Genomic DNA, 242 nt, shown 5'->3' on the forward strand with positions numbered 1-242 from the left:
TAGTAATCTGCATCTTCATCCGCTTTTTTCATCTTTTTCATTTTTTTAAGTTGTTGAAGCGCTTCGTTGGTTGAAATCCTATAAATCCAAGTGTACAACTTACTATCTTGTTTGAATTTATGAAAATTCTGGTAAGCTTTAATAAACGTTTCCTGCAATACATATTTCGCCAAATCGTTATCCACAATAAGTCGTAGAATATGCCAATACAATCGACTTTGGTGTGTATACATCAATGCGCG

The 242-nt window shown here is 33.5% G+C and carries 1 protein-coding gene; it reads right to left on the reverse strand.

The window, feature by feature from the left end:
- Positions 1-242: sigma factor (locus AC23MB_RS14510; RefSeq protein WP_487787672.1), on the reverse strand; the 242-nt coding region annotated here is incomplete at both ends.

The sequence above is a fragment of the Soonwooa sp. T0.1_25 genome (genome assembly GCF_057652215.1).